Consider the following 26,479-nt stretch of genomic DNA (forward strand, 5'->3'; position numbering starts at 1 on the left):
CGGCTCAAATTCACAGCTGTTTAGGATAGTATCTAAACTAGTGTAACCATTGAACGATCAACTGTCATGGCTTTTGGTGATATCGAGATAGAATTGGTGTAAATCAGCCACCTTTCGTTTAAGGCTATTGAGGTCACTGTTGTTCTCGATAACATCGTCTGCGGCTTGCAGTTTTAGTTCTCGGCTCATTTGGGCATCAACAATTTGTTGCGCCTGCTGTTTGTCCACTCCATCACGCGCCATGGTTCGACTAATTTGAATATCAATGGGGGTGTCTATAACTAAAACGCGATCGACTAGCTGATTAAGTTTGTTTTCTAATAGCAGAGGCGCAACCAGTACCTTGTATGCGCTCTTAGCTTGCTCAAGTTGTCGCAGCATCTCTTGTCGAATTAAGGGGTGTACTAGGGCATTTAGCCATTCTTTCTGTTGCTGCTGAGCAAATATTATCTCGCGCAGTTTACTGCGGTTTAATGAGCCATCAGCAAGCAGAATAGTTTTACCAAAATGCTCTGATATTTTGGCTAGAGCAGGTTGATTTGGCTCGACCACTTGGCGCGCAACAATATCAGCATCAACAATCTCAATACCAAACTCTTCGAATAGTTGTGATACTTGGCTTTTACCGCTGGCAATACCGCCAGTTAAGCCAACTATCATGAAGCAATACCAAGGTAGGAGAAATACCAAGCGTGAATCGCTTCACCAAAAAATAAGTAGCAAGCACCGCCTAAAGCTAGGTAGGGGCCAAAAGGAATTGCTTGCCCTTGTTTGTTTTTACCCAGGGCGATAAGGCTAATGCCAATAAGCGCGCCAGCAAAGGATGAAAGTAAGATTGTTAGTGGTAGGGCTTGCCAGCCAAACCAAGCGCCTATCATCGCTAGCAGTTTAAAGTCGCCATAACCCATGCCTTCTTTACCGGTTAATAGCTTAAACAGCCAAAACAGGCTCCACAAAAAGCCATAGCCAATAGCTGCGCCCAATACTGCATCATTTAGGCTAACAAAACCGGAATTTAGGTTTATCAGTAAGCCTAGCCACAAGGTGGGTAAAGTAAGCTGATCAGGCAAATACATGGTGTCTAAATCAATAAGTGTTAGACACAGCAAGATGATGCAAAACAAGCTAGCAAATACGAAGGGTAAAGTAAGGCCAAACTGCCACCAACATGCCAAGGTTAAGCCAGCAGCTGCAAGCTCAACTAGAGGATAACGAACACTGATGGGGTTGGCGCAATTAGCGCATTTACCTCGAAGGACTAGCCAGCTTATAACTGGAATATTTTGCCAGGCGGTAATTAAGCTTTTGCACTTGGGGCAGGCTGAGCGTGGCAGCATCAGGTTATATACTTCTGCGGCGTTTGTCTCTGAGGCCTGACTGCCTGAGAGTTCATCAGCTAAAAAACTGCGACATTCACTTTTCCACTGTCGCTCAAGCATGATGGGCAAGCGATGAATCACTACGTTTAGAAAAGAGCCTATGCACAAGGCGATTAAAAGGCAGAAACCCAGCGCAGTGGCTGGGTAGAGTTCAATAAAACTAAACATGTTTAACTAACTACTGATCCAAGTTTGAAGATAGGTAAGTACATGGCAATTACCATACCACCAACCAGCACGCCTAGCACAGCCATAATTAACGGTTCAATTAAGCTGGTTAAGCCATCTACCGCATCATCTACCTGTTGCTCATAAATGTTGGCTACTTTGTCTAACATGCTATCAAGTGAGCCTGATTCTTCACCAATCATCACCATCTGAGTCACCATGTCGGGGAATAGGTCTACGGTGCGCATAGCTACGTTCATTTGCATACCGCCTGTCACCTCAATGCGAATCGCGTCTACCGCATTGCGATAAACCACGTTTCCTGAAGCGCCAGAGGCCGACTTTAAGGCGTCTATTAGTGGAATACCTGCTGCAAAGGTAGTGGACAAGGTACGGGCAAAGCGCGCCATTGCGGCTTTGTGTAAAATTGGGTTGATTACTGGAATTTTTAGAATGAATCTGTCGGTAGCGTCTTTAACTGCTTGAGAGCGCCTAAAGGCTTGTACATAGCCATAACCAAGTGCGAATATCCCACCAAATATATAGGGCCAATAATCTTGCAAGAAGCGAGAGATTGCAATTACAAACTGGGTGAAAGCCGGGAGTTCAGCTCCAAAACTGGCGAAGATTTCCTCAAACTGAGGAATTACAAATAGCAGCAAGATAGTCGTTACAATAATAGCCACAATGATTACTGAAACCGGGTAAAACAATGCCTTTTTAATTTTTGATTTAAGCGCTTCGGCTTTTTCTTTATATATCGCGACGCGATCATAAATGGTTTCTAAGGCACCACTTTGCTCTCCAGCCTCAATTAAATCGCAGTAGAGCTGGTCAAAATATAGGGGATGTTTGCGTAAGGTTTCGGAAAGTGCGGTACCGGACTCTACTTCTGCGGCAATTTCGGCAATTAACTCTCGCATTGCCGGCTTTTCTACGCTTTTAGAAATAATGTTGAAGCTTTGTACTAGTGGTACACCGGCTTGCAACATGGTGGCGATTTGCCGTGATACCACAGCAATGTCCATTGGCTGGATCTTGTTACCCATCTTGCTAAGAAAACTTTCGGTTTTCTTTTTGGTTTTAGTAACCGTAATGCCTTGGCGCTTTAATTCTGCTTTAACTTGGCTAATGGTTTCAGCTTGGTACTCGCCGCTAACTTTGGCGCCTTTGCGATTAACCCCACTCCAAGAGTAAGCATTGATTTTTTTTGCTGCAATTTTTCGTTTATTGGTAGTACTTGCGGTAGCCATAACATCCTTGCTAAGAAAATACGCTCAAAGCGGCAATAAAGTAATTAATTAAACTTATCAGATCTTTAGTGACAGAGAAGAAAACACTTATACATTTGTGACCCGCTCTACTTCTGAAAGGCTAGTTACGCCTAACCGGGCTTTTTCGAGGGCGGACATCCGTAGTGAATACATGCCTTCTTTGACAGCTCGCTCAGCGATTTCGATAGAGTTACCTTCAGCCATAATAATCTTGGAGATATTGGTACTCATAGGCATTACCTCATAAATACCTACTCGACCTTTATAACCGCCGGTGCACTCATCACAACCTACCGGTTCAAATAACTTTACTCCGGCATCTAGTTGCTCTTGGCTAAAACCAATTTTAGGTAGTAACTCTGCTTCTAGCATCTTGGGCTTTTTGCACTTATCGCATAACCGTCGAGCTAGTCGCTGGGCAATAATTAGACTTACTGAAGAGGCAATATTAAAAGCGGGTACACCCATGTTCAGTAAACGGGTTAAGGTTTCTGCCGCAGAGTTAGTGTGCAGTGTAGACAATACCAAGTGACCGGTTTGGGCTGCTTTAATTGAGATTTCGGCTGTTTCTAAATCTCGAATCTCACCCACCATTACAATATCAGGATCCTGACGAAGGAAAGCCCGCAGCGCGCTTGCGAAAGTCATTCCCGCTTTGTTATTGATTTGTACTTGGTTAACCCCAGGTAGGTTAATTTCTACCGGGTCTTCCGCTGTTGATATGTTAGTTTCAACGGTATTAAGAATATTAAGGCCAGTATACAACGAAACCGTTTTACCCGAACCAGTAGGCCCAGTAACTAGAATCATCCCTTGCGGACGAGCTAGAGCATCTAAATAGAGTTTTTTTTGTTTATCGTCATAACCAAGAATATCAATATTTAGGTTAGCAGCAGAAGAGTCGAGAATACGAATTACAATCTTCTCTCCCCACATGGTGGGAAGGGAGTTAACCCGCATATCAATGGCTTTATTACGCCCGGTTTTTAATTTGATGCGACCATCTTGAGGTAAGCGTCGCTCGGCAATATCCATACGCGCCATTACTTTAAGGCGGGCTGAGAAGCGGTTAGCTAAATTAATGGGAGGACTCGCAATTTCATGCAAGATACCGTCGATGCGAAAACGGATCCGGTATTTGTGCTCGTAGGGTTCAAAGTGTAAGTCGGAAGCTCCACGACGTATTGAGTCCATAAGAATTTTGTTGATATAAACAACAATTGGTGCATCGTCTTCTTTAGAGTTTTGCTTTTCGTCTAAACGAGAGCTTTCATCACTAACCTCTAAGTCACTAATATCATCGTCGGAGATATCACCTAGCTCTAAATCTGAGCCATCACTTACCAAAGCTTGAATAGCTTTTACTAGTTTGGTTTCTTCAACGAGCAAAGCTTCAACATGTAGTCCAAAACTAAAACCAAAGTCTTCTAAGGCTGTAACATTGCTGGGGTCAGCCATGGCAACATAAAGAGTTTGGTTTTGGCTATAAACAGGTAATACGTGGTGTTTGAAGATCAATTTTTCATTGAGGTAATCATGCGGTATTTCGCTAAGCTCAATAGCATCTAAATCTAATAGCGGGATACCAAATTGCGCTTCACAGAAGTCTGCCAACTCTTTGCTAGAGATAAATTTATTTTCAACAATTACTGTAGTAAACGCAGTTTGTTCTTGAACGCTACGCTTAAATAACTCTACTAGTTGTTCTTCTTTTCCTGGAAAAGAAACGGCCAAGCTAGATGCTAGGCCGTTGAGGTTAAATTTTGTCATGTAGATTTAACAAAGAGAGTTAGCACGACATGAACCAGTAGAGATATCCCAAGTGACTTGGCTATTGGCTGACACGGTAGCAACCATAATGTAAGTTACGCTGTTGAAAGTTGCTGAAGAACCCGTAGCTGTTAGCGTGTCACCAGACATTGAAACTGAAGCTACGTTTGTAGTATCAAATGCACCAGAGGCTGCGTTCGTGGCCGCGTTATCACAACTTGCTGCCGATGCAGAAGCTGTCGAAGTATAACCTCCGCTTTGTACACAAATTTCGTATGAGCTTTTAGCAGGACCTGCCGCAGCTACAACCTCAGTAAATTTCGCGCGTTGGGTGTAGGTTTGATAAGCAGGTAACGCTACTGCAGCCAAGATTGCCACAATCGCTACTACGATCATTAATTCAATTAGGGTAAAACCAGCTTGCTTGTTAGCTGCTTTGGCTTGAAGGTTTTGGATGGTTTTCATTGCGTCTTTCCTTTACACAAGTTTTTAGAAGTTATTCATTTACCGTTGTTTTGCTCAGAGTTGTGGCGAAACTTTTTTATTAGTTTCTACGTCCCTGATACCACGATGCTATAAATGAGTTTCACATTAAAGCATACGACTTAAAAAAGTATAGCTTTTATTGAAAAAAGGCAATGATATCGTGATCTTAGCAACACTTATAAAACTGCCTGTGTACATATAGGTGTACACAGAGATGTTAGCATTAACATAAACTATGCGACAAATCGCATACTTAGGTCTAGGGCCTTGACATGTTTGGTTAAAGCACCCACTGAAATGAAGTCTACGCCAGTTTCGGCGTACTGACGGATTGTTGCCAGCGTCATGTTTCCTGAGGCTTCTAGTTTTGCTCTGCCTTGGTTGAGTTCTACGGCTTGTTTCATTAGTTCTACCGAAAAGTTGTCTAGCATCACTACATCGCAATTAGCGGCCAAAGCCTGTTCTAGTTCTTCTAGGTTTTCTACTTCGACCTCAACCTTCTTGCCTGGCGAAAGTAGTCGGGCTTTATCAATGGCCGCTTTTATTCCGCCACAAGCCATAATGTGGTTTTCTTTAATTAGGAATGCATCGTGCAAACCAAAGCGGTGATTGGTACCTGCGCCGCAGGTTACCGCATATTTAGAGGCATAACGTAAGCCGGGTAGGGTTTTACGGGTATCCAAAAGTTTACAAGAGGTGCCTTCTAGCAGAGCCATGTATTCGGCGACTTGAGTGGCAATGCCCGATAGGGTTTGTATAAAGTTAAGTGCTGAACGCTCACCGGTTAGTAAAATGCGCGCTGGACCGGTTAAGTAACATATGGTTTGGTCTTCAACTACTTTATCGCCGTCTGCTACCAGCCACTCAATTTCCACTTGCTCGCCTAGCTGCCTAAATACTTCATCGGCAAAGGCTTTTCCTGCGAAGGTTGCGCTCTCTCTGCTGATGATTTTGGCTTTGCTAATTTGTTGTTCTGGGATAAGTGCGGCGGTAATGTCTAGTTGCGGGTCTAATTGTCCTAAATCTTCAATTAAAGCAGCGCTTACGTTGGCACGTAATTGTTCGGCGTTCATGCATCGTTTCTCTGATGGTTAGCAGGAGGAGACAGTTCTTCAGTCTGTCACTTTAGTGAGGCGCATTTTAGCGCAGAAGTTCAGCACTTGCATGGTCAAATAAGCTGTTTATGCTAGACAATAGTTATTAACTTGGTTAGAAAGCTTAACAACTCTAATAATATGCTTGTGTGGAGCTACTCTTGCAGATAAAGCAACATCGATTGACTGGCGTTAAATGGCTAGGAAGTCAGTTCTATAACCAACGACCAAATGATGAGATTAGCCTACTGGTGATCCATTGTATTAGTCTGCCAGAAGGCTGTTATGGTTTACCGCATATCGATGAATTGTTTTGTGGAAAACTTGATTGCAGCGCAGACCCTAGCTTTAATGACTTACAGGGCTTGGAAGTATCAGCTCACTTACTCATAGAGCGCGACGGAGGAGTGACCCAGTATGTCGATTTTGATAAACGAGCCTGGCATGCAGGAGTCTCTGGTTTCGAAGGTCGAAAAGGGTGTAACGATTTTGCTATTGGCATCGAGTTAGAAGGAACCGACTATAGTGAATATACCGAGCAGCAATACCAAAGTTTAATCAAGGTTAGTCAATTATTACTGCGCCACTATCCTAAACTCACTAAACAGCGCATTGTGGCGCACAGTGATATAGCACCCGGCAGAAAAACGGACCCAGGTGATCATTTTGATTGGTCTAGTTACTTAAAAGCACTTTGAAGTCACTTGGTTTGCTTAGGTAATTAGCTTACTATTTGCAGGTCGGCTGACGTTTATGGAGTAAAATCAGCAACATGTCTCTTATTTCCTTACTGCTAGCATTGAGTTTAGAGCGCGCTCGTCGCATTGGTGCTAGTTGGTGGTGGCAACATGTTTTTCATTGGTGGTTACAACGCTTTGATCGCGCCTCTGCGATTTGGCAGATTGCTATGGCGGTGGTGTTACCCACTTTATTAATTGCCTGGCTACAAGTAAGCATTAGTGGTTTGCTGTTTGGTTTAGCAAATCTTGCTCTCTGGATCTTTATCCCCTTACTTACACTCGGTTGCCCGCCGATTCAGCAGGGCTATCGAGACTACCTGCGCGCTGCTGCTAGTGGCAATGAACAGGCCTGTAGTGACTTTAACCAACAGTTGTTAAAACAAATTCATCCACTGCATCAGGTGAGTGAGCAAGAGTCGATTGCCCTTACCACCGGTACCCAATTAATGTGGCTGAACTATCGCTATTATTTTGCGGTGATTTTCTTTTATGTACTGGCTGGACCAGCAGGGGCGATCTTTTATGGTTGCAGCCGCGGTTTGCACTTGCATAAAAGCACAGAGGTACAAGCCTTAGAGCCTACCGTTAATAATTTCATGCATTACATTGACTGGCTCCCTTCTCGCTTAGCCAGTTTATGCTATTTGGCTGTTGGCAATACCAGCGAAGCGCTGCCTATTTGGTTACGCGCTTTGCGAGATACCAAACATAGCAATGGTTATTGGTTGGCTAAAGTGGCGGTGGCTGCAGAGCTTTCGGGCCAAGAAAGCGAACATGAAATGCTATGTGTAGCAACTACTTGCCGCTTCGTTAGCTTAGCCAAGCGTGGCATTATGCTGGCCATTGCAATTATTGCTATTTTAACCATTGCTGGCTGGCTGATTTAAGCCGCTACTCAGCGGCTTCGGTTTTTCATCTATTTTTACATAATCTTGTTAACTCCTTTCTGCTTGTTACATTTGCCCGATCTTGTGCACAAAAAAAGGTCTGACCAATTATATTTGTAGGACAAAAGTCTTTACTTATTTGGCGATAAGTGTTGGCTAAATTGATGTGGGTCAATTTTTCTGGACAGCGTGTTTCTGATTTGTTAATTTGCTGCGTGTAAATTGGTATTACCAATATTAAGTGCAACGGAAATTAATGAGCTACCAACGAATTAAGCCACCTAAACTCGCTGATGTTATTGCCAAGCAATTAGAGCGAATGATCTTAGAAGGAAGTTTACCGCCAGGTGAACGCTTACCTGCTGAGCGTGAGTTGGCTAAGCAATTCGATGTATCGCGTCCTTCATTGCGTGAAGCGATTCAGCAACTAGAGGCTAAAGGCCTTGTAGTAAGGCGCCAAGGCGGTGGTACTTACGTTCAACAAAAGCTGCGTGAAGCCTTAACCGATCCGCTGTTTAATTTATTGTCCAATCATGATGAAAGCCAACTAGACTTGTTGGAGTTTCGTCATGCGGTAGAAGGCATCTCTGCTTACTATGCGGCGTTGCGCGGTACCGAAGCAGATTTAGAAAAAGTGCAAGCCAGTCATGAACGGATTGAGCTCGCGCAACAAGACGGCGATACCATTAGTGAAGCCAAAGCCGTTTTACGTTTTTATGAAGCCATTACTGAGGCGTCCCACAACCTAGTATTGTTTCATTTAATTAGAGGTTTAAGTCCATTGTTAGAAAAAAACATTATGGACAATTTTCAGGTGTTATATACGCGACCTAATGTGGCAGACAAAATTCGCCACCATCGGTCGCTTATGCTGCAAGCCATTCTCAATGGTAAGCCAGATGACGCCAGAGAAGCCTCACATAAACATTTGGCGTTTATTGAAGAAACGCTGTTACAGATCGAACGAGAAGAAAGCCGAGTTGAGCGTTCTAATCGCCGTTTAAAACAATTGAAAGTGTAACCCAAAAGCTGCGTTGCAGTGGTTTGGAAACTATTAATAACTGATAAGGAAACAGCCATGTCAGAGGTACTGAAGCATGATGTTGACTCACTAGAAACCAGTGAGTGGATAGACGCCATTGAATCTGTGATCCGTGAAGAAGGCGTTGAACGTGCCCAGTTCTTGTTGGAGCAGGTCATCGCTAACGCGGGCATTGATGGACTAGCCGGCCCTGGTGGGTCAATCACTAGTGATTACATCAACACCATTTCGGTGGCAGATCAACCGGAATACCCGGGTGATAGCGCGATTGAACGTCGTATTCGCTCAATCATTCGCTGGAATGCAATTATGATTGTATTGCGTGCGTCTAAAAAAGACCTCGACTTAGGTGGCCACATGGCTTCTTACCAGTCTTCTGCAGCATTTTATGAAGTGTGTTTTAACCACTTCTTTAAAGCGCGTAACCAAAAAGACGGTGGCGACTTGGTGTATTACCAAGGTCATATTTCTCCAGGTATTTACGCCCGTGCATTTGTTGAAGGTCGTTTAACTGCAGAGCAGCTAGACAGCTTCCGCCAAGAAGTAGACGGCAAAGGCTTAAGCTCTTACCCACACCCTAAGTTAATGCCTGAATTCTGGCAGTTCCCAACGGTATCTATGGGTCTTGGTCCTATTTCTGCCATCTACCAAGCGCGCTTCCTTAAGTACTTAACCGGTCGTGGCTTAAAAGATTGTTCTGGTCAACGTGTATACGCCTTCCTGGGTGATGGCGAAATGGACGAGCCGGAATCACGTGGCGCTATTTCTTTCGCTGCGCGTGAGAAACTAGACAACTTGTGTTTCCTAATCAACTGTAACTTACAGCGCTTAGACGGCCCAGTTATGGGTAACGGCAAAATAATTCAAGAGCTAGAAGGCTTATTTAAAGGTGCTGGCTGGAACGTGATTAAAGTGGTTTGGGGCAGCGAGTGGGATAGCCTACTAAGCAAAGACAGCTCAGGTAAGTTGCTACAACTAATGAACGAAACGGTTGATGGCGATTACCAAACCTTTAAGTCTAAGTACGGTGCTTACGTACGTGAACACTTCTTTGGTAAGTACAGTGAAACCGCTGACTTAGTTAAAGATATGTCGGACGACGAAATCTTTGCTTTACGTCGCGGTGGTCACGACCCAGTTAAGCTTTACGCTGCCTTTGATAAAGCACGTAAAACTTCTGGCGCGCCAACGGTAATCTTAGCTAAAACCGTTAAAGGTTACGGTATGGGCGAAGCTGCCCAGGGCAAAAACATTGCTCACCAGGTTAAGAAAATGGATATGACTCACGTTGAGCAGTTCCGTGATCGCTTAGGTGTTGATGTGAGTGATGAAGAGCTAGCAAGCTTGCCTTACATTGAGCTTAAGCCTGGTACGCCAGAGCACGATTACTTGCACGCCCGTCGTAAAGAGTTAGCTGGTTACACGCCATCTCGTTTGCCTAACTTCACTCAAGAGTTAGCAATTCCAGAGTTGAGCGAGTTTGATGCGCTACTGGGTGAGCAGAAGCGTGATATCTCAACCACCATGGCGTATGTTCGTGCCTTAAATGTAATGCTTAAAAACAAAGGCATTGGCAAAAATGTTGTGCCAATTATTGCCGATGAAGCGCGTACTTTTGGTATGGAAGGTTTGTTCCGTCAAATTGGTATTTATAACCCAAGCGGCCAAACTTACACTCCGCAAGATAGAGAACAAGTGTCTTACTATAAAGAAGATACTAGCGGTCAAGTATTGCAAGAAGGTATTAACGAGCTAGGCGCCATGAGCTCGTGGGTAGCAGCGGCTACTTCATACAGCACGAACGATGTGCCAATGATTCCTTTCTACATCTACTACTCAATGTTTGGTTTCCAACGTGTAGGTGATATGTGTTGGATGGCAGGTGACCAACAAGCGCGTGGTTTCTTACTGGGTGCAACAGCCGGTCGTACTACCCTAAACGGTGAAGGTTTGCAGCACGAAGATGGCCACAGCCTAATCTTGGCTAATACCATCCCTAACTGTATCTCTTACGATCCAAGCTTTGCGTTTGAAGTTGCCGTTATTCTTCAAGATGGTTTACGTCGCATGTACGGCGAGCAAGAGAATGTTTACTACTACTTAACCTTGATGAACGAAAATTACCATCAACCAGCAATGCCAGAAGGCGCTGAAGAGGGTATTCGTAAGGGTATTTACAAGTTTGAAGAAAACAAAGGCAGCAAAGGTCAAGTTCAGTTACTGGGTTCAGGCACCATCATGCAGCAAGTATTGAAAGCTGCCAAAGTGTTGAGCGAAGAGTACGACATTGCTTCTGACGTATTTAGCGTAACTTCTTTCAACGAGTTAACTCGTGAAGGTCAAGCCGTTGAGCGTAGCAACATGCTAAACCCAGAGAGCGACGCGCAAGTAGCTTACATTACTGAAGCCCTAACAGACGCACCAACTATTGCTGCTACCGATTACATGAAGCAATACGCAGAGCAAGTTCGCGCTTATGTACCGGGTAGCTACAAAGTATTAGGTACCGATGGCTTTGGTCGCAGTGATAGCCGTGAAAACTTACGTCGTCACTTTGAAGTAAATTCTGACTACATCGTAGTGGCAGCGCTTACTGAGCTAGCAAAAGCAGGCACTTTAGATAAGAAAGTTGTGAGCGAAGCGATTGCAAAATATGACATCGACACCACTAAAACTAACCCTCTCTACGCGTAAGGGCGAATAGCTATGAGTATTGAAATTTTTGTACCAGATATTGGCGCTGATGAAGTAGAAGTGACCGAGATCCTTGTTGAAGTTGGCGATAGCGTAGAACTAGAGCAATCGTTAATTTCGGTAGAAGGCGACAAAGCGGCCATGGAAGTTCCGGCTTCTCAAGCTGGCGTTGTAAAAGAAATTAAAGTTGCAGTAGGCGACAGCGTAGCCACCAATGCACTGATTATGATTTTTGAAGCTGAAGGCGCAGCCGAGCAACCAGCGGCTGCTCCAGCAGAAGCCGCTGCCCCTGCAGCGAGTTCAGTAGAATTAGTGCACGTTCCAGATATTGGTGACGACGAAGTAGAAGTAACCGAAATTGCAGTAAGTGTTGGCGACGTGATTGAAGCAGAGCAAACACTTATTTCGGTTGAAGGTGACAAAGCTGCAATGGAAGTACCAGCGCCTTTCGCTGGTACCGTTAAAGCCATTAGTATTGCGGTAGGCGATAAAGTGTCTACCGGTAGCCTTATCATGGAATTTGAAGTAGCGGGTTCTGCACCAGCGGCGCCTGTGGCAGAAGCTCCGGCCGCTGCTCCTGCAGCGTCGCAACTTCAAGAAGTTAACATTCCTGATATTGGCGATGATGAAGTAGAAGTTACCGAAGTAGCGGTTTCTGTTGGCGATAGCGTAGAGCTCGAGCAAACGCTTATCTCTGTAGAAGGTGATAAAGCAGCAATGGAAGTTCCTGCACCTTTCGCTGGTGTAGTGAAAGAGCTTAAAGTCGCCGTTGGCGACAAAGTTAAAACTGGCTCACTGGTAATGGTGTTTGAAGTAACATCAGCTGCGCCTGCAGCAAGTGCACCAGCAGCGGCTCCGGCCGAAGCCGCTAAGCCTGCTGCAGCGCCTGCGCCAGCTAGCAAGCCTGCAAGTGCTCCTGCCAAATCGGGTGAGTTTGTAGAAAACAGTGCTTACGTTCACGCATCACCGGTTATTCGTCGCTTAGCGCGCGAGTTTGGTGTTGATTTAGCCAAGGTTAAAGGTTCGGGCCGCAAGGGTCGTATCGTTAAAGAAGACGTTCAAGCTTACGTTAAGCAAGCGGTTAAAGTTCTAGAGTCAGGCGCTAGCACTGGTGGCGGCTCTGGTATGGACGTAGCTGCATGGCCAAGCATCGATTATTCTAAATTTGGTGAAATAGAAGAAGTTCCATTATCACGTATTCAGAAAATCTCTGGTCCTGCTCTGCACCGCAACTGGGTGAAAATCCCTCACGTTACTCAGTTTGACGAGGCGGATATTTCAGAAATGGAAGCTTTCCGTAAAGAGCAAAACGTGATTGCTGAGAAACAACAGCTAGGCTTTAAGATTACGCCGCTAGTATTCATGCTAAAAGCTGCTGCTAAAACTTTAGAGAGCATGCCTAAGTTTAACTCGGCACTGTCTGATGACGGCAACAGCCTTATCATGAAGAAGTACATCCACATTGGTATCGCAGTAGATACGCCAAACGGTTTGGTTGTGCCAGTAGTACGCGACGTGAACAAGAAAGGTATTTACCAGCTTTCTGAAGAGTTGGTAGAAATTTCTAAGAAGGCACGTGCTGGTAAGCTTACAGCCTCAGACATGCAGGGCGGTTGTTTCACTATTTCTAGCCTTGGCGGTATTGGTGGTACTCAGTTTACCCCTATCGTAAATGCGCCAGAGGTAGCTATCTTGGGTGTTTCACGCAGTGAAATGAAACCAAAGTGGAATGGCAAAGATTTTGTACCGAAGCTAATGTTGCCATTAGCACTGTCTTACGATCACCGAGTGATTGATGGGGCCGACGGTGCCAGATTTATCTCAACATTAAGTGGCTTGTTGGGCGACATTCGCCGACTAGTACTTTAGTAATAAGAGCTGGGTGTTTATCACCCGGCTCTTCTTTTTTATACCGATTAACCGTAAACTCAGTTTAGCTGCATGGTTGACACTTTTACCCTACAGCAGCTTTACAACATAACAATACCAAGAGGTCATCAATGAGTAAGGAAATCAAGACCCAGGTGGTAGTACTGGGTGCAGGCCCTGCAGGTTATTCTGCTGCCTTCCGTGCTGCCGATTTAGGTTTGGAAACAGTAATTGTAGAACGCTACGCCACCCTCGGCGGAGTATGTTTGAATGTGGGTTGTATCCCATCAAAAGCCTTGTTGCACGTAGCTAAAGTGATTGAAGAAGCAAAATCACTGGCTGAACACGGCATTGTGTTTGGTGAGCCACAAACCGATATTAATAAAATCCGTACCTGGAAAGAGAAAGTAATCGGTCAGTTGACTGGTGGCCTCGACGGTATGGCTAAAATGCGCAAAGTTAAAGTAGTACAAGGCTTAGGTAAGTTTACCGGCGCTAACTCACTAGAAGTAACCGGTGATGACGGCGAAGCCACTACTATTAACTTTGACAACGCAATTATCGCTGCGGGCTCGCGCCCAGTTAAATTGCCGTTTATTCCACACAATGACCCACGTGTATGGGACTCAACAGATGCGCTAGAGCTTAAAGAAGTTCCAGGCAAATTGTTGGTATTGGGTGGCGGTATTATTGGCCTAGAAATGGGTACCGTATACGGTGCGCTAGGCAGCGAAATTGATGTAGTAGAATTTGCTGACCAATTAGTACCAGCGGCTGATAAAGACGTTGTTCGCGCTTACACCAAGAAAGTGAAGAACAAGTTCAACATCATGCTTGAAACTAAAGTAGTAGCAGTTGAGTCGAAAACAGATGGCTTATATGTAACTTACGAAGGTAAGCAAGCGCCACACGAGCCAGTTCGTTATGACGCAGTACTGGTTGCCGTAGGCCGTGTACCAAATGGTCTAGGTTTAGAAGCTGAGAAAGCTGGCATCGAAGTCACCGAGCGTGGCTTTATTGAAGTAGATAAGCAACTACGTACTAACGTGCCGCACATTCATGCGATTGGTGACATTGTTGGTCAACCGATGTTGGCGCACAAAGGTGTGCATGAAGGTCACGTAGCAGCAGAAGTTATCTCTGGTAAGAAGCACTTCTTCGATCCTAAAGTGATTCCTTCAATTGCTTACACCGAGCCAGAAATGGCATGGGTAGGTTTAACCGAGAAAGAAGCCAAAGCACAAGGCATTAACTACGAAGCCTCTGTGTTCCCTTGGGCTGCCTCGGGCCGTGCTATTGCCTCTGATTGCCCAGATGGCATGACTAAGATGATTTTTGATAAAGAGTCTGGTCGTGTAATCGGTGGTGCTGTAGTGGGTACTAACGGTGGTGAATTGTTAGGTGAAATTGGTTTAGCGATTGAGATGGGTTGTGATGCGGAAGACATTGCATTAACCATTCACGCTCACCCCACCTTGCATGAATCGGTTGGCTTGGCCGCAGAAATTTTTGAAGGAAGCATTACCGACCTTCCAAATGCGAAAGCCAAGAAGAAGAAAAATAGACTCAGTTAGTCTAAAAAACTACAGTTATAAAGGCAGCCTAGGCTGCCTTTATTGTTTTATATTTCAAAGGAATGACGCCACATGCCGCAATTGCGTAAAGCTGTTTGGTTTATTTTGCTCCTGTTTGTTGCCACTACGGCAGTTGCCCGCCCCAAAATAGGCTTGGCACTGAGTGGGGGCGGAGCAAAAGGCGCTGCGCATTTAGGCGTTATTCAACTGCTCGAACAGCATCAAATTCCAGTTGATTATGTTGCTGGAACCAGCATGGGAGCTTATTTTGGCGCTATGTTAGCGATGGGCTATAGCGCCCAAGAAATTGAAGCGCTGACCTTTTCTATTCATTGGGAAAGTGGTTTTGTTGATGAAGTAACCCGTAGCGAGTTGTCTTTACGCAGCAAAAAGCAAAAAGATGATTATCAAATTTCTCTACCTCTTGGGGTTAACCAAGATGGAGTTCAAATTCCCAAAGGAGCTGTTCAAGGCCAAACCATGGCCGAGATTCTGCGCTTTGCCACTAGTAACTTAGAAGCCTTAGAAAGCTTTGATGAACTGGCTATTCCCTATCGTGCGGTCGCCACCGACATGGCCGCGATGACGCCTTATATCCTTAAACGTGGCGATTTAGCAGTGGCAATGCAAGCGAGCATGTCGGTGCCCGGTGCCCTGCGCCCGGTGGAGCTAGATGGTAGGCTGCTTTCTGACGGTGGTGTGGTAAACAACATGCCGGTGGATGTGCTAAAAGAAATGGGTGCCGATATCATTATCGCGGTGGATATTGGCGCGCGGCTTAAAACTCAGGAAGAGCTTAACAGCGCAGTTGATGTAGTTGACCAACTATCGGTGTTTCTTACTCGCTCAGGCACCGAGCGACAAATTGCTTTATTAACATCGGAAGACTTACTTATTTCGCCTGACGTAACTGGCATCGATACTGCCGATTTTTCGTTAATGCCATTAGCAGTGGAGCGGGGTAGGCAGGCTGGCTCAGCGCCCATCGCTGAGCTGGCAAAGCGTATTGGAACAGCCGACCAAGGCAAAGAGTATTTAGCCTATCAACAAGAGGTGGAACAGCGCCGCGCACAACTTAAGCTACATGCCGAATTTGTGGTAAACAGAATCGAATTAAATAACAAATCAGGCTTGAGTGATGAGGTGATCTTATCTCGGCTGCAGCTTAATCAAGGCGAGTTGCTTTCTAAAGCGCAGCTAGAAGAGAAAATAAGTCAGCTTTACGCCTTAGGTACCTTTGAGCGTGTTGATTATCGCATTAGCACCGAACAGGGTGAAAATGTGATTCACTTAGATACCCAAGAAAAGCGCTGGGGCCCAGGCTATTTTGATATGAAGTTTGGTCTGCAAGAAAACTTCACAGACCGCACCGAAGCCAACATGGGACTCGGCTTCACGTTAACTAACTTAAATCAATACGGCGCAGAGTGGCGCAACGAGTTTGAAATAGGCTCAATTAAGCGCTTGTTTACCGAGTACTACACACCTTTTACCGACAATCTTAAATACGCTTGGTTGGCTTCGGCCGAATACGATAAGCGCAGTCGACGCTTATATGGCTTAAGCGAAGACGTAGAGTATTTGGAAGCCAACTTTAGCGACACAACTTTCCTTACCCAGGTATCTTGGAACTATAAGCCTTGGCAAGAGTGGGGTTTAGGCCTTGCTGCAAAGCACGGTGATATTGAATTGAAAGGGCTTAGTGGCGATGCGCGCTATTGGCTTTATGGACCTTATTTGAAGTTTGATTACGACACCCTCAATAGTTGGGCTTTTCCCACCCAAGGTAAAATGCTAGATGTTGGCTTGACCCTTTATCATGAAGATGTGCAAGGCTTCTCTAGTGTATTAGCGCCTAGTTTTGAGGCACGTTGGAAAGTGCCATTTGGCTGGAATAAGCACAATTTTAACTGGTTCGGAGAATACGGAAGTACAGGAAGTGATTTTGTTGTGCCAACCGATGCTCAAGATCTAGGTGGCTTTTTACGTCTTTCTGGCTTTAAGTATGAACAGCTATCGGGTCGTTACAAAGCACTAACCGGGCTCATGTACTTTTATCAGCTGCACTATTTTCAATCTCCCGTATTACAAGCGCCCGTTTTTGTCGGCGGTTCCTTGGAGAACGGCGGAGTATGGAATAGCTACGATGACATATCTTACAGCAGTGCTCTTTGGGCTGGCAGTATTTTTGCGGCATTAGACACCAGTGTATTGGGCCCGGTGGTTCTTGCCTACGGTCACAATGAGTCAGAACAAACTTTATATTTATTTATCGGCAATGACTTCTAAATAAGTGATAAATGTGAATAAATTGTAACTTTAGCGTTTGTGGCTAAAGTATAATAAAGCGGTTAAGTTGTTGTTATATATTGTTTTAATGGTTTCATTGGGAGTTTGGCTAAAACGTCGATATTTTAATTTATAGTTAAAACGGCTATAATCTCAGCCCCATGTGGTCAGCAAACCACTGGCCCATATATATGGATATCCCCTACGGGCATTATTACAATAAGGAGCGAGCCGTGCTAGAAAGCTACCGCAAACACGTCGAAGAGCGTGCTGTTGAAGGTATTGTACCTAAACCCCTCGATGCTGAACAAGCCGCAGGATTAGTAGAGTTATTAAAAGCTCCACCTGCGGGTGAAGAAGCGTTTCTACTTGATTTGTTAGCAAACCGCATTCCCCCAGGTGTAGACGAAGCCGCTTATGTAAAAGCCGGTTTTCTTGCTGCTGTAGCAGCTGGAGATGTAAGTTCTCCTATTGTTTCTGCCGCGTATGCCACTGAACTGTTGGGTACGATGCAAGGTGGTTACAATATTGAACCCCTCATATCATTACTCGATAATGCTGAATTAGCGCCTATTGCCGCTAAAGCCTTATCACATACTTTATTGATGTTCGATTCCTTCCACGACGTGGAAGAAAAAGCCAAAGCGGGTAACAACTTTGCACAACAAGTTATGCAAAGCTGGGCCGACGCAGAGTGGTTCTTAAGCCGCCCTGAGCTTGCCGAAAAATCAACCCTGACTGTATTTAAAGTAACCGGTGAAACTAACACCGATGACTTATCTCCAGCACCAGATGCATGGTCTCGCCCAGACATTCCATTGCATGCATTAGCAATGCTAAAGAATGCCCGTGAAGGTATCGAACCTGATCAAGCGGGTTCAATTGGCCCAATGAAGCAAGTCGAAGCCTTAAAAGAAAAAGGCCATCCGCTAGTGTACGTGGGTGACGTGGTAGGTACCGGCTCTTCGCGCAAATCTGCCACCAACTCGGTGTTGTGGTTAATGGGCGATGATATTCCTCATGTACCAAACAAACGTGGCGGTGGCTTCTGTTTAGGTGGAAAAATTGCTCCAATCTTCTTCAATACCATGGAAGATGCTGGCGCACTACCTATCGAGCTAGACGTTGAAAAACTTGGTATGGGCGATGTTATCGACATTTACCCATTCGCTGGCGAAGTGAAAAAATCAGGTACTGATGAAGTTATCTCAACCTTTGAGCTAAAAACTGACGTATTACTTGATGAAGTTCGCGCTGGTGGCCGTATTCCACTGATTATTGGCCGTGGTTTAACCGACCGTGCTCGTACCTCACTAGGTCTTGAGCCTTCAGAAGTATTTAAGCGCCCTCAAGACGTTGCCGCTTCATCTAAAGGTTTCACCCTTGCCCAGAAAATGGTGGGTAAAGCTTGTGGTGTAGACGGTATTCGCCCTGGCCAATACTGTGAGCCGAAGATGACGACAGTGGGCTCGCAAGATACCACTGGACCTATGACCCGAGATGAGTTGAAAGATTTAGCCTGTTTAGGCTTCTCTGCAGACTTAACCATGCAGTCATTCTGTCATACCGCTGCTTACCCTAAACCGGTTGATGTGACTACTCACCATACGCTTCCTGATTTCATCATGAACCGTGGCGGTGTATCGCTACGCCCTGGTGATGGTGTAATCCACTCGTGGTTAAACCGTATGTTATTGCCAGACACCGTAGGTACTGGTGGTGATTCACATACCCGTTTCCCAATTGGTATTTCCTTCCCTGCTGGCTCAGGCCTAGTGGCATTTGCTGCTGCAACGGGTGTAATGCCATTGGATATGCCGGAATCAATTTTGGTTCGCTTTAAAGGCGAAATGAAGCCGGGTATTACCTTGCGTGACTTGGTGCATGCTATTCCGTATGCGGCTATTCAGCGTGGTTTACTAACGGTTGAGAAGAAAGGTAAGAAAAACATCTTCTCTGGTCGTATCCTAGAAATTGAAGGCTTAGAAGAGCTAAAAGTTGAGCAAGCGTTTGAATTGTCGGATGCATCTGCCGAACGTAGTGCTGCAGGTTGTACCATCAAGCTTGGCAAAGCCCCAATCATTGAGTACTTAAACTCAAACATTGTGATGCTTAAGTGGATGATTGCCGAAGGTTATGGCGACCGCCGTACTATCGAACGTCGTATCACTGCTATGCAAGAGTGGATCGCTTACCCTGAGTTAATGGAAGCAGACAAAGACGCTGAATACAAAGAGATCATTGAGATTGATTTGGCTGATATTAACGAGCCAGTATTGTGTGCGCCAAATGACCCAGATGATGCCCGTTTGCTATCTGAAGTAGCCGGCCAGAACATTGATGAAGTGTTCTTAGGTTCGTGTATGACCAACATTGGTCACTTCCGTGCAGCAGGTAAATTACTCGACAAGCATACTGGCTCATTGCCAACACGTATGTGGGTTGCTCCTCCTACACGTATGGATCAGAAACAACTTACTGAAGAAGGTTATTACGGTATTTACGGCCGTGTTGGCGCACGTACCGAGATCCCTGGTTGTTCTTTGTGTATGGGTAACCAAGCACGTGTGGCAGATAACTCAACGGTGGTGTCTACGTCTACACGTAACTTCCCTAACCGTTTAGGTACAGGAGCTAATGTTTACTTGGCTTCTGCCGAGTTGGCGGCTGTGTCAGCGATTTTAGGCAAGCTACCTACTCCGGAAGAATACCTTGAGTATGCCAAGCAGATTGATGCTACCGCGGCAGATACTTATCGCTACTTAAACTTCGATGAAATCACTGATTACACGAAAGTGGCTGATGAAGTGATTATTCAAGCCGTCGTGTAGAGTTTTCACGATGCATTAAAAACGCAGCTTTGGCTGCGTTTTTTTTTGCACAATAGCCAAGTAACACACTGAGGTGGTACTATATATACGCCCAAATAAGTAAAATATTGAACATTTTATTGTAAAATAAATATAATTTGCGTTATTATGTGCTGCGAAATATGGATAATTTTAGCATTTACTGGTATAAAGGAGCCCGCTAGATTTACTAGCTCATTCGCTTGCTGTTGGAAGACAATATGTCCTTTAATGATGTTGTAGTAGTTGGCCCGTTGGCCGTAGATATGAGCCAAAATAGTATTACGTTTAAGGATAAAAGTGCCTATTTGGGACCATTAAGAACCCATTTGCTGGGGTATTTATGTAAACATGTCAATCAAGTTGTTGGGAGAGACGACTTGTCAGACGCAGTATGGGGACGTAGTGTCTCAGACCATACAATTAACCAGCATATATCTCAGTTACGAAAAGTAATCACTACTTTGAACAATACTGATCTCACCATCGCTACCATTCCCAAAAAGGGTTACATAGCAAGATGTGAAGCAGTAGGTCAGCCAAACCGGGTAAAACCGGAGCCTGTTCAAACTCAAGCAAAAGCCTTGTTGTTAAGTGATACTGAGACTTGTCAAAAAATTCAAAACCTGAAGAGTGATGGTGAGCTAAAACAGTTAGAAATGTTCTCTAATGCTGGTTTGTTGCATGAGCGACTAATGAGCAATGAGTTCCAAGCTGTGATCATCGACACCGAATTAGCCAATGCCGAAGGCTTGAAGCTAATTAAGGCCATTCGAACTGGCCAAACCTTGGCTAGCTCTGATGTCGCCATTCTATCTTTAGCATCTGAAGCCAGTAAGCAATTACTTGGTTTTAATGTATTGATGGACGTGCAAGGCTTAATTGTTAAGCCCGTTGACATTGAAGTATTGGAGAAACAAATCAAAACAGCTGTAGCTATGCGCTTTAAACTAAAGCCTAATGCCGCTTATGATCTTGTTCCTACTATGTTAAATAGTGCAGTTAGCGTAAACTTACAGTCTGCTTGTTTAAGTAACTAGACTGACACTATGGAACTGACGATTCGCCGTTCACTGGACGGCGCTTTTATTATTGATTGCGGTGACGAACATCGGTGTTTTTCGATGTGGCTAGAGCGCGAGCTTAATAAAGATCGTCAGTTTATCCCTTCCTTACTGAGTAAACTGTATAACTTGTCTGGCTTAGCAGAGCTGCGCATAGACAGTGATGAATTTCGTTTTGTGGCTAACCTCGACGAAGTGACTATTGCTGTTTCGCAAGACGATGCTTCAAACAATCAAGCCTTCTTAGAAGAGGCAATGAGCTTAGATGCTGCGCATAGCGCTTGTGGCTACGACGATTTTCTCGAATTGTTAAATTCTATTGCCACTTATTAACATGGTGCAAAGTTAGCACTCAGCTTAAAAATCTTTAAATCCCTTCACTTGTTCTTTTTATTAAGCTAATTCATTGCCTTAACCCCTGTGGGTATGCGGTTTTCTCGCCTGTTTGCTGCAGATTACTCTTTGCATGCACTCTAATAGTGCTGATAGAAATAGCATTAATAATATGTGAACCATATTGGAGCGTTGTTAAAAAATTAAGCACCATATTGGTGCGATGATTTTTGTTGTACTTGATGCTTTGTTGTCTAAGCTATTGTTTTTTATCTTCTAATTGGTTTTGGCACAAGCCTTGTATTTTGTTATTCGAGAAAAGTTAATCGATGACTCTTTGGAGGAGCTCAAATGAAACTAATTAGCGCGATAATCAAGCCATTCAAATTGGATGACGTGCGTGAAGCCATCGCCGAAGTTGGCGTAGATGGTTTAACCGTATCTGAAGTTAAAGGCTTTGGTCGTCAAAAAGGTCACACCGAATTATATCGTGGTGCCGAGTACCAAGTTGACTTTTTACCTAAGGTAAAACTGGAAATTGCTACTAGCTCAGAAAATCTAGATCGCATTATTGAAGCGATTTCTAGTGCAGCTTACACCGGCAAAATTGGTGACGGTAAGATTTTTGTATACGACTTAAGCAACGTAGTACGTATTCGTACTGGCGAAATGGATGCAGAGGCTATCTAAGGGCAACCTTAGCAAGCTTATAACAGGGATTACGGGGAAGTAATTATGGAAAACGAAATTTATCAACTGCAATATGCTATCGACACCTTCTACTTTTTGGTGTGTGGCGCATTAGTAATGTGGATGGCCGCTGGTTTCTCTATGCTAGAAGCTGGTTTAGTTCGCGCTAAAAACACCACAGAAATTCTTACTAAGAACATCGCACTTTATTCTATCGCTTGTATCATGTACTTAATATGTGGTTACTCAATCATGTATGACGGCGGTATCTTCTTATCAGGCATCGAAGCCTTTGACCTAGGTGGCGTATTAGCTTCTAAAGCTGAAGAAGGCTTTGAAGGCGGCAGCGTATACTCAGGTGCTTCTGACTTCTTCTTCCAAGTAGTATTCGTTGCAACTGCAATGTCTATTGTTTCGGGTGCAGTTGCTGAGCGTATGAAGCTTTGGGCATTCTTAATCTTCGCTGTAGTGCTAACTGGTTTCATCTACCCTCTAGAAGGTAGCTGGACTTGGGGCGGTGCAGACGTATTCGGTCTATACAACCTAGGCGACCTTGGTTTCTCTGACTTCGCGGGTTCAGGTATTGTTCACTTAGCTGGTGCCGCTGCTGCATTAGCCGGTGTACTTCTACTAGGTGCACGTAAAGGTAAATACGGTAAAAACGGTTCTGTTAACCCAATTCCTGGTTCTAACATGCCGCTAGCTACTGTAGGTACATTCATCTTATGGATGGGTTGGTTTGGCTTCAACGGCGGTTCTGTATTGAAACTTGCTGATGCTTCAAACGCTCACTCTGTAGCAATGGTATTCCTAAACACTAACGCTGCAGCTGCAGCTGGTGCAATCGCTGCACTACTAGTGTGTAAGCTAACTTGGGGTAAAGCAGACCTAACAATGTTACTAAACGGCGCATTAGCTGGCCTAGTAGCGATTACTGCTGAACCTTCTACTCCTACTGCGCTTCAAGCCACTCTGTTTGGTGCTGTAGCTGGCGTATTGGTTGTAGCGTCTATCGTATTCTTCGACAAGATTAAGATTGATGATCCAGTAGGTGCTATCTCAGTTCACGGCGTAGTTGGTTTGTTCGGTCTATTGATTGTTCCACTAACTAACGATGGTTCAAGCTTCTCTGGCCAAATCATCGGTGCACTAACTATCTTTGCATGGGTATTCGTAGCAAGCTTCATCGTATGGAGCATCCTAAAAGCTGTAATGGGTATCCGAGTTTCTGAAGAAGAAGAAATGAACGGTATGGACATTGCTGACTGTGGTATCGATGCATACCCAGAGTTCGTAACAGTTAAGTCTTCTAGCTAAGATTAAAAAGTAATAAAAAAGGCCCGCTAAGCGGGCCTTTTTTTGTTTTAAAACATAGTCAAAGATGTGATCCCATGTTAATCTAAAGTCAAATGATAACGATTTGCGTTTAACATATATTGAAGGACTCATTTGTGAATAAATCAGTATTCTCTTCATTAGTGGCCGTGTTGGCTTCACTAGTGGTAGCCACGCCAGCCTTAGCTGCAGAAGAAGTAAACTTATACTCTTACCGCCAACAAAGCTTGTTACAACCATTAACCGATGCGTTTACCGAAGAAACCGGCATTAAAGTGAATGTTGTGCACGCTGCTAAAGGTTTAGCTGAAAAGATTAAAGCGGCTGGTGAAAACAATCCTGCTGATTTGGTACTAACCGTTGATATTGGCCGCTTGGAAGAAGTGCGCGCTGCCGGTTTATTTGAAGCGGTAAACTCTCCAGTTATTGATGAAGTAGTGCCAGCTCATCTACGTCATCCTGATAACTTATGGTTTGCCCTTACTACACGTGCACGTGTGGTTTACGCACATAAAGATCGGGTGAAAGAAGGCGAGCTTAACTCGCTGAAAGATTTAGCCGACCCTAAATGGCAAGGTCGTATTTGTACCCGCTCTGGTAAGCACGTTTACAACATTGGTTTAATTGCTTCGGTAATCGCAGAAGATGGCGAAGTAGCTGCAGAAACTTGGTTAAAGGGCTTAAAAGCTAACTTAGCGCGTAAACCTCAAGGTAACGACCGTGCTCAAGCAAAAGCGATTTTCGAAGGCCAATGTGACTTAGCAATTGCTAACCGTTACTACATGGGCAAAATGTTCTACAACACCAAGAGCCCAGAACAACAAGAGTGGGCAGAGCAAATCCGTGTTTTATACCTAGATCAAGACATTGGTGGCCGTGGTCAGCACATTAACATTTCTGGTGCTGGTTTATTGAAAACAGCTAAAAACAAAGACAACGCGATTAAGTTGTTAGAGTTCTTAGTTGGTGAAAAAGCCCAAGGTTTATACGCCACTGCTAACTACGAAGAGCCAGTTCGCAGCGGTATTAAAACTGACGAGTTTATTGAAAGCCTAGGCGATTTCAAAGCCGACCGTATTTCATTACAAGAAGTGGCCGATCAACGCGCAGCTGCAGCACGCTTAGTTGACCGTGTTGGCTATGACATGTAAAGGTTGTTAAACTTGCTATTCTATTAGCAAGCATTAATAAAGCTGGCCTTAGGTCAGCTTTATTCGTTTTCGGCTCTGTGCCGTTTTTTTTGTTTGGAAGCTATGAGCACTACCGCCAATTCTACTTCGCCTTTTTCGCTAGCTCGTTTACGCTTTGACCCTTGGGTATGGCTTGCCTTAGCCATTGCTGCCTTAGCCATTATACCTATTGCTACGATTTTGATGCTCTCATGGGCCGACAATCAAGAGATCTGGCAGCACTTACTGGATACGGTATTTTGGATTTACGTAAAAAACACTTTGTTACTGTGTTTAGGCGTCGCTGTGTTTACCAGTTTAATGGGCACAGGTGCTGCTTGGCTAGTCACGCGTTTTAACTTCCCGCTTAAGTCAGTGTTGGTATGGGCGCTGTTGTTACCCTTAGCTGTGCCAAGTTACATCCTCGCTTTTGTTATTACCGATCAGCTCGAGTACGCAGGTTTTGTGCAAAAGACCTTACGAACTTTGTTTGGTTGGCAAACTGCACGCGATTATTGGTTTCCGGAAATTCGCTCGATACAAGGTGCCATTGCGGTATTGAGTTTAGTGCTATATCCCTATGTTTATTTGTTGGCGAGAGCCGCCTTTGTAGAACAAGCTGCACAGCTTTTTGAAATGAGCCGCTGTTTAGGTAAAAGCCAAACCCAGAGCTTTTTTAAAGTGGCATTGCCGTTAGCGCGTCCCGCCATAGTGGTAGGGGTAACCTTAGCGCTTATGGAAACCATTAACGAATATGGCACGGTAGAGTTTTTTGCGGTGCCCACGCTTACCGCAGGCATTTTTGATGTGTGGCTAAATATGAGCAGCCTCTCGGCGGCCGCTCAAATAGCCTTAATGCTGGTGAGCTTTTCTATCTTGCTGCTTGGTTTAGAGCGTTACAGTCGCAATGCCGGTAAGTTTTATAAGCTAACCGGTCAATCTCCAGCCATGTTTGCAGAACCGCTCTCGGGCTTTAAAGCGTGGTTGGCAACGGCTTTATGTTTATTGCCGATTAGCCTTGGCTTTATTCTGCCGATTACCGTATTAACTAATTATGCATTACGCAACTTAGACCAAGGTTTAGACCAATACTTAAACAGCGCTTGGAACAGCTTTTCTCTAGCCATTATGGCCGCGTTGCTAACCACTATTTTAGGCTTATTGCTAGCTTATGGGGTTCGCTTATCAAAAAGCAACAAAATGCGCAGTATCGCCGAGGCAGCTACTTTGGGTTATGCCATTCCAGGCGCGGTGCTAGCGGTTGGTATTTTGTATCCACTTGGGGTGTTTGATAATACCGTTGATAGGCTGATGAAAGCTTGGTTTGATTATCCTACTGGCTTATTGCTCACCGGAACTGGTGGCGCCTTGGTATTAGCCTATTCGTTACGCTTTATCGCCTTAAGCTATCGTACGCTCGATGCAAGCCTTACAAAAATCACCCCAGAAATGGATGATGCTTCACGTATTCTTGGCAGCCGCTCGGGGAAAACCCTTTGGCGTATTCATTTGCCTTTAATTCGGCCAAGCGTGCTTACCGCAATGTTATTGGTATTTGTTGATACCATGAAAGAGCTGCCAATTACCTTGATTCTAAGGCCATTTAATTTTGATACCTTATCAACCCAAGTTTGGGATTTAGCCTCTTTAGAACAGCTTGAGCAAAGCGCTTTGGCTGCATTAACTATATTACTGGCGGGCATTATCCCGGTTATTATTATGAGTCGAAATATCGGTTCTTCTGAACGTCGCCCACAAGGACAATAAACCTGC

At 44.6% G+C, this 26,479-nt stretch carries 20 protein-coding genes; 14 read left to right on the forward strand and 6 right to left on the reverse strand.

The features are described 5' to 3' along the window. Positions 1–57 precede the first annotated feature (57 nt). From coaE to nadC, 6 genes are all read right to left on the reverse strand, one after another. Positions 58–660: a dephospho-CoA kinase gene (gene coaE, locus G6R11_RS19795; protein WP_163134761.1), complete on the reverse strand. Its 603-nt coding sequence runs from the start codon at positions 658–660 to the stop codon at positions 58–60. Then, a complete protein-coding gene (locus G6R11_RS19800; protein WP_163134762.1) occupies positions 657–1,547 on the reverse strand; it encodes an A24 family peptidase in 891 nt (296 codons plus the stop codon). Before G6R11_RS19800 ends, coaE begins: the two co-directional genes overlap by 4 nt. Before the next feature lie 2 nt (positions 1,548–1,549). Further along, complete coding sequence (locus G6R11_RS19805; RefSeq protein ID WP_163134763.1) at positions 1,550–2,800, reverse strand: type II secretion system F family protein; 1,251 nt, start codon at positions 2,798–2,800, stop codon at positions 1,550–1,552. An 87-nt stretch (positions 2,801–2,887) separates the two neighbouring features. Then, positions 2,888–4,591 (reverse strand): type IV-A pilus assembly ATPase PilB, encoded by a 1,704-nt coding sequence (pilB, locus tag G6R11_RS19810; protein WP_163134764.1) that lies wholly within the window; start codon positions 4,589–4,591, stop codon positions 2,888–2,890. Between the two features lie 6 nt (positions 4,592–4,597). After that, the gene (locus tag G6R11_RS19815) at positions 4,598–5,056 is read right to left on the reverse strand and encodes a prepilin-type N-terminal cleavage/methylation domain-containing protein (RefSeq protein WP_163134765.1); all 459 of its coding nucleotides are present in this window, start codon (positions 5,054–5,056) and stop codon (positions 4,598–4,600) included. Between the two features lie 254 nt (positions 5,057–5,310). After that, the gene (gene nadC, locus G6R11_RS19820; protein WP_163134766.1) at positions 5,311–6,150 is read right to left on the reverse strand and encodes a carboxylating nicotinate-nucleotide diphosphorylase; all 840 of its coding nucleotides are present in this window, start codon (positions 6,148–6,150) and stop codon (positions 5,311–5,313) included. A 182-nt stretch (positions 6,151–6,332) separates the two neighbouring features. Between nadC and ampD the strand changes: the two genes are divergently transcribed. The 14 genes from ampD (at position 6,333) to G6R11_RS19890 (ending at position 26,473) form a co-directional block, all read left to right on the forward strand. Further along, complete coding sequence (gene ampD / locus G6R11_RS19825) at positions 6,333–6,869, forward strand: 1,6-anhydro-N-acetylmuramyl-L-alanine amidase AmpD (protein ID WP_163134767.1); 537 nt, start codon at positions 6,333–6,335, stop codon at positions 6,867–6,869. Between the two features lie 74 nt (positions 6,870–6,943). After that, a complete protein-coding gene (ampE, locus tag G6R11_RS19830) occupies positions 6,944–7,798 on the forward strand; it encodes a regulatory signaling modulator protein AmpE (protein WP_163134768.1) in 855 nt (284 codons plus the stop codon). Between the two features lie 256 nt (positions 7,799–8,054). After that, complete coding sequence (pdhR, locus tag G6R11_RS19835) at positions 8,055–8,819, forward strand: pyruvate dehydrogenase complex transcriptional repressor PdhR (RefSeq protein WP_163134769.1); 765 nt, start codon at positions 8,055–8,057, stop codon at positions 8,817–8,819. A gap of 57 nt (positions 8,820–8,876) precedes the next feature. Next, positions 8,877–11,534: a pyruvate dehydrogenase (acetyl-transferring), homodimeric type gene (aceE, locus tag G6R11_RS19840; protein WP_163134770.1), complete on the forward strand. Its 2,658-nt coding sequence runs from the start codon at positions 8,877–8,879 to the stop codon at positions 11,532–11,534. Positions 11,535–11,546: 12 nt separating this feature from the next. After that, positions 11,547–13,403 (forward strand): pyruvate dehydrogenase complex dihydrolipoyllysine-residue acetyltransferase, encoded by a 1,857-nt coding sequence (gene aceF, locus G6R11_RS19845; RefSeq protein WP_163134771.1) that lies wholly within the window; start codon positions 11,547–11,549, stop codon positions 13,401–13,403. 131 nt (positions 13,404–13,534) lie between these two features. Beyond that, the gene (gene lpdA / locus G6R11_RS19850) at positions 13,535–14,977 is read left to right on the forward strand and encodes a dihydrolipoyl dehydrogenase (RefSeq protein ID WP_163134772.1); all 1,443 of its coding nucleotides are present in this window, start codon (positions 13,535–13,537) and stop codon (positions 14,975–14,977) included. Between the two features lie 72 nt (positions 14,978–15,049). After that, positions 15,050–17,266 (forward strand): patatin-like phospholipase family protein, encoded by a 2,217-nt coding sequence (locus tag G6R11_RS19855; RefSeq protein WP_163134773.1) that lies wholly within the window; start codon positions 15,050–15,052, stop codon positions 17,264–17,266. 233 nt (positions 17,267–17,499) lie between these two features. After that, the gene (gene acnB / locus G6R11_RS19860) at positions 17,500–20,097 is read left to right on the forward strand and encodes a bifunctional aconitate hydratase 2/2-methylisocitrate dehydratase (protein ID WP_163134774.1); all 2,598 of its coding nucleotides are present in this window, start codon (positions 17,500–17,502) and stop codon (positions 20,095–20,097) included. 239 nt (positions 20,098–20,336) lie between these two features. Continuing rightward, complete coding sequence (locus G6R11_RS19865) at positions 20,337–21,155, forward strand: winged helix-turn-helix domain-containing protein (RefSeq protein WP_163134775.1); 819 nt, start codon at positions 20,337–20,339, stop codon at positions 21,153–21,155. Between the two features lie 9 nt (positions 21,156–21,164). Further along, positions 21,165–21,512, forward strand: a complete 348-nt coding sequence (locus G6R11_RS19870) for a YacL family protein (protein ID WP_163134776.1) — start codon at positions 21,165–21,167, stop codon at positions 21,510–21,512. A gap of 351 nt (positions 21,513–21,863) precedes the next feature. Then, entirely contained in the window at positions 21,864–22,202 is a 339-nt protein-coding gene (locus G6R11_RS19875; protein WP_163134777.1) for a P-II family nitrogen regulator, read from the forward strand. 45 nt (positions 22,203–22,247) lie between these two features. Further along, positions 22,248–23,519: an ammonium transporter gene (locus G6R11_RS19880; RefSeq protein WP_016400813.1), complete on the forward strand. Its 1,272-nt coding sequence runs from the start codon at positions 22,248–22,250 to the stop codon at positions 23,517–23,519. 134 nt (positions 23,520–23,653) lie between these two features. Then, the gene (locus G6R11_RS19885; RefSeq protein WP_163134778.1) at positions 23,654–24,688 is read left to right on the forward strand and encodes a Fe(3+) ABC transporter substrate-binding protein; all 1,035 of its coding nucleotides are present in this window, start codon (positions 23,654–23,656) and stop codon (positions 24,686–24,688) included. A 102-nt stretch (positions 24,689–24,790) separates the two neighbouring features. Continuing rightward, positions 24,791–26,473 carry an iron ABC transporter permease gene (locus G6R11_RS19890; protein ID WP_163134779.1) on the forward strand — a complete coding sequence of 561 codons (1,683 nt, stop codon included), beginning with the start codon at positions 24,791–24,793 and terminating at the stop codon, positions 26,471–26,473. The last annotated feature ends 6 nt before the right edge of the window (positions 26,474–26,479 follow it).

The organism is Agarivorans sp. Alg241-V36, assembly GCF_900537085.1.
Lineage (GTDB): Bacteria > Pseudomonadota > Gammaproteobacteria > Enterobacterales > Celerinatantimonadaceae > Agarivorans.

Coding starts and splice junctions, on each gene's coding strand:
- G6R11_RS19870 (WP_163134776.1), top strand. CDS start 21,165: ATGGAACTGACGATTCGCCGTTCACTGGACGGCGCTTTTATTATTGAT.
- ampE (WP_163134768.1), top strand. CDS start 6,944: ATGTCTCTTATTTCCTTACTGCTAGCATTGAGTTTAGAGCGCGCTCGT.
- pdhR (WP_163134769.1), top strand. CDS start 8,055: ATGAGCTACCAACGAATTAAGCCACCTAAACTCGCTGATGTTATTGCC.
- G6R11_RS19890 (WP_163134779.1), top strand. CDS start 24,791: ATGAGCACTACCGCCAATTCTACTTCGCCTTTTTCGCTAGCTCGTTTA.
- aceF (WP_163134771.1), top strand. CDS start 11,547: ATGAGTATTGAAATTTTTGTACCAGATATTGGCGCTGATGAAGTAGAA.
- G6R11_RS19805 (WP_163134763.1), bottom strand. CDS start 2,800: ATGGCTACCGCAAGTACTACCAATAAACGAAAAATTGCAGCAAAAAAA.
- pilB (WP_163134764.1), bottom strand. CDS start 4,591: ATGACAAAATTTAACCTCAACGGCCTAGCATCTAGCTTGGCCGTTTCT.
- coaE (WP_163134761.1), bottom strand. CDS start 660: ATGATAGTTGGCTTAACTGGCGGTATTGCCAGCGGTAAAAGCCAAGTA.
- G6R11_RS19865 (WP_163134775.1), top strand. CDS start 20,337: ATGTCCTTTAATGATGTTGTAGTAGTTGGCCCGTTGGCCGTAGATATG.
- G6R11_RS19880 (WP_016400813.1), top strand. CDS start 22,248: ATGGAAAACGAAATTTATCAACTGCAATATGCTATCGACACCTTCTAC.
- aceE (WP_163134770.1), top strand. CDS start 8,877: ATGTCAGAGGTACTGAAGCATGATGTTGACTCACTAGAAACCAGTGAG.
- nadC (WP_163134766.1), bottom strand. CDS start 6,150: ATGAACGCCGAACAATTACGTGCCAACGTAAGCGCTGCTTTAATTGAA.
- G6R11_RS19875 (WP_163134777.1), top strand. CDS start 21,864: ATGAAACTAATTAGCGCGATAATCAAGCCATTCAAATTGGATGACGTG.
- G6R11_RS19815 (WP_163134765.1), bottom strand. CDS start 5,056: ATGAAAACCATCCAAAACCTTCAAGCCAAAGCAGCTAACAAGCAAGCT.
- G6R11_RS19800 (WP_163134762.1), bottom strand. CDS start 1,547: ATGTTTAGTTTTATTGAACTCTACCCAGCCACTGCGCTGGGTTTCTGC.
- G6R11_RS19855 (WP_163134773.1), top strand. CDS start 15,050: ATGCCGCAATTGCGTAAAGCTGTTTGGTTTATTTTGCTCCTGTTTGTT.
- lpdA (WP_163134772.1), top strand. CDS start 13,535: ATGAGTAAGGAAATCAAGACCCAGGTGGTAGTACTGGGTGCAGGCCCT.